The sequence below is a fragment of the Bradyrhizobium sp. PRIMUS42 genome, assembly GCF_023006515.1.
In the GTDB taxonomy this organism is placed as follows: domain Bacteria; phylum Pseudomonadota; class Alphaproteobacteria; order Rhizobiales; family Xanthobacteraceae; genus Bradyrhizobium.
This window is the reverse complement of record NZ_JALBGZ010000679.1, coordinates 1-3,379: the sequence shown is the minus strand read 5'-3', so window position 1 is coordinate 3,379 and position 3,379 is coordinate 1. Positions and strand designations below refer to the sequence as shown.

Genomic DNA, 3,379 nt, shown 5'->3' with positions numbered 1-3,379 from the left:
GTCGGGGCCGAGCACCATCCGCACCGCGAGCGCGCCGCGCGGCTCGCCAGGCACCAGCGAGCAGAGATTGTTGGAAATGCGCTCGGGCAGCATCGGCACGACGCGGTCGGGGAAGTAAACCGAGTTGCCGCGGTCGAGCGCGTCGCGGTCGAGCGCGGTGCTAGGCCGGACGTAGAAGCTGACATCGGCGATGGCGACGTTGACGATGAAGCCGCCTTTGTTGTTCGGATCAGGATCTGGATCGGCATGCACCGCGTCGTCATGGTCCTTCGCATCCGGCGGATCGATGGTGACGAGCGGCACGTCGCGCCAGTCCTCGCGCCCCTTCAGGTTCGCGGGCTCCGCCGCTTCCGCCTCGCGCTCGGCGGCAGGGGAGAATTGCAGCGGGATGTCGTGGGCGTAGATCGCGATCAGGCTGATCGCCTTCTCCGACTTGACCGAGCCGAGCTTTTCTTTCACCCGGCCGGACGCAAGCCCAAAGCTGCGCGTGCGGACGATGTCGACGCTGACGAGGTCGCCGTCCTGCGCGCCGTGCGTATCGGCTGCTGCAATGTTCAGTTCGCGGTCGGCAGCCTTCTTGTCGACGGGCACGAGCCGGCCGCCGCCTTCGGGAAGGCTGCGGAACACGCCGAGGATACGGCTCTTGGTCTTGTCGAAGACCTTGATGACGTGGCCGAGATAGGCCGGGCCTTCGGCCTCGTTGCTCGGCTCGACGCGCAGCAGCACGCGGTCGCGAACACCGGCGACGGTGCCCGGCTTTGGCCGGCGCGGCATCTGGATGCGGATCTTCGGCGGCTCGCCGCTTTCGACCTCGTCCCATTCGGTGGGCGAGGCGATCAATTCGCCGTCGGAGTCGCGCCCGGTAATGTCGGCGACCAGCGTCGGCGGCAGCGTGTCCGGCTCGGACACCTTGTGACGTTTTTTCTTGATGGCCCCGTCGTCGGCGAGCTCGCGCAGCATGCGCTTGAGCTCGACGCGATCGGCGTTCTTCAGGCCGAACTCGCGCGCAATTTCGCGGGTCCCGACCTTTCCTGGATTTGCCTTGATGAAGGCGACGATGGCTTGCCTGTCGGGAAAGCCATGGTCATTCTTGCGTTTCACTTAACCTCTAATTCTGACTTAAGTCTTGCCGGCACTCTTCTTGGCCGGAGCCTTGCCGGCGGCGGCCTTGGTCGGCGACGTCTTGGCTGTCGACGACAATGCGGCGCGCGCCTTGCTGGTGGATTCGGTTTTCGATTTGGCCGCGGCTTTCTTCGCGGTCGGCTTCTTCGGCTTTGGCGCGGCGTCCTCGCCGTCCGTAGCTTTCTCTGTAGCTTTCTTGGCCTTGGCCGGCTTTGCCGCCTTCTTGGCCGTCTTAGAGTTCTTGGCCTTGCCGCCGCCCTTGGCTGCGCGCTCGTCGATCAGCGCGATCGCCTGCGGCAGCGTGACGGTGTCCTTTTCGAACTCGGCGGGGATCGTCGCGTTGACGCCGCCGGCGGTGACATAGGCGCCGTAGCGGCCGCTCTTCACGGTGACGGTGCCGAGTGTCGGATGATCGCCGATCGCCTTGCCGGGATCGGCGCCGAAGCGGCGGCTCGGGCCCTTGGCGACCTTCTCCGCGATCAGCGTCACCGCGCGATTGAGGCCGATGTCGAATACCTCATCGCCGGCTTCCAGGCTGGCATAGGTCTTCTCGTGCTTCACGAACGGCCCGAAGCGGCCGAGGCCGGCGGTGATGGGCTGGCCGGTTTCGGGATGTTTTCCAATTTCGCGCGGCAGCGAGAGCAGCTTCAGCGCGAGCTCGAGCTCGACATCGCCGGGGGAGGTGCCCTTCGGGATGCCTGCGCGCTTCGGCTTCTCGCCTTCCTCATAATCCTTCTGCTCGCCGAGCTGGATATAGGGGCCGAACCGGCCGGCCTTGACCCAGACATCGCGGCCCGTATCGGGGTCCTGGCCGAGCGAACGGTCAGCAGTCGCCTCGCCATCGGCGGCGAGCTGGCGGGTGTAGCGGCATTCCGGATAGTTCGAGCAGCCGACGAAGGCGCCGAACTTGCCGGCCTTCAGATTGAGACGGCCATTGCCGCAGCTGGGGCACTGCCTGATGTCACCCCCATCGGGCCGCGGCGGATAGATATGCTGTCCGAGCATCTCGTCCAGCACGTCGAGCACCTGCGCCACACGCAGGTCCTTGATCTCGTCGACGGCGCCGATGAAGCCGGTCCAGAAATCCTTCAGCACCTGCTGCCAGGAGATCTCATTGTTGGAGATGCGGTCGAGCTGCTCTTCCAGATTGGCGGTGAAATCGTATTCGACGTAGCGGCTGAAGAAGCTCTCGAGGAACGCGACCACGACGCGGCCCTTGTCCTCGCCATGCAGGCGCTTCTTCTCCAGCTTGACGTAGCCGCGGTCCTTCAGCACCTGGAGGATCGAGGCATAGGTCGAGGGCCGGCCGATGCCGAGCTCTTCCATGCGCTTGACCAGCGAGGCCTCGGAGAAGCGCGGCGGCGGCTCGGTGAAGTGCTGGGTGACGGACAGGCCCTGCCGCTTGAGCGCGTCGTTCGGGCTCATAGCGGGCAGGCGGCGCGAATCCTCGTCTTCCTCGTCGTCACGGCCTTCCTGGTAGAGCGCGAGGAAGCCGTCGAACTTGACGACCTGGCCTGTGGCGCGCAGCTCCAGCGTGCGGGAGCCTGCCTTCGCCGTGATGTCGACGGTCGTGCGCTCCAGCTCGGCCGATTCCATCTGGCTCGCGATGGTGCGCTTCCAGATCAGCTCATAGAGACGCGCCTGATCGGCATCGAGCTTGCGGCTCATGCTGTCGGGGCGGCGGGACATGTCGGTCGGGCGGATCGCTTCGTGCGCTTCCTGCGCGTTCTTGGCCTTGGTCTGGTACTGACGGGGGGCATCCGGCACATAGGCGTTGCCGTAATCCTCGCCGATCACCTTGCGCGCCTGCGTGATCGCCTCGGGGGCGATCTGCACGCCGTCGGTACGCATATAAGTAATGAGTCCGGTGGTCTCGCCGCCGATGTCGATGCCTTCATAGAGGCGCTGGGCGATGCGCATCGTGTGCGCCGGCGCAAAGCCGTATTTGCGGCTGGCTTCCTGCTGCAACGTCGAGGTGGTGAACGGCGCCTGCGGATTGCGCCGCGCGGGCTTGGCGTCGACCGCGGTGACGGCGTAGGCCGCCGTCTCCAGCGCCTTCTTGAAATCCTCGGCTTCCGCGCCGGTGCCGATGTCGAGACGCTGGATCTTCTTGCCGTCGGCGCCGACGAGGCGGGCCTCGAACGCATCGCCGCGCGGGGTCAGCAGGGTCGCGATCAGCGACCAATATTCACGCGCGACGAACTTCTCGATCTCGAGCTCGCGGTCGCAGACGAGGCGCAGCGCCACCGACTGCACG

The 3,379-nt window shown here is 65.8% G+C and carries 2 protein-coding genes; both read right to left on the bottom strand.

What is annotated here, in order from left to right:
• Positions 1-1,101, bottom strand: a 1,101-nt coding sequence (locus tag MOV75_RS31745) for an RNB domain-containing ribonuclease (protein WP_247007292.1), incomplete at its 3' end; no start/stop codon positions are given.
• Between the two features lie 18 nt (positions 1,102-1,119).
• Positions 1,120-3,379: type I DNA topoisomerase (gene topA, locus MOV75_RS31740; protein ID WP_246919895.1), on the bottom strand; the 2,260-nt coding region annotated here is incomplete at its 5' end.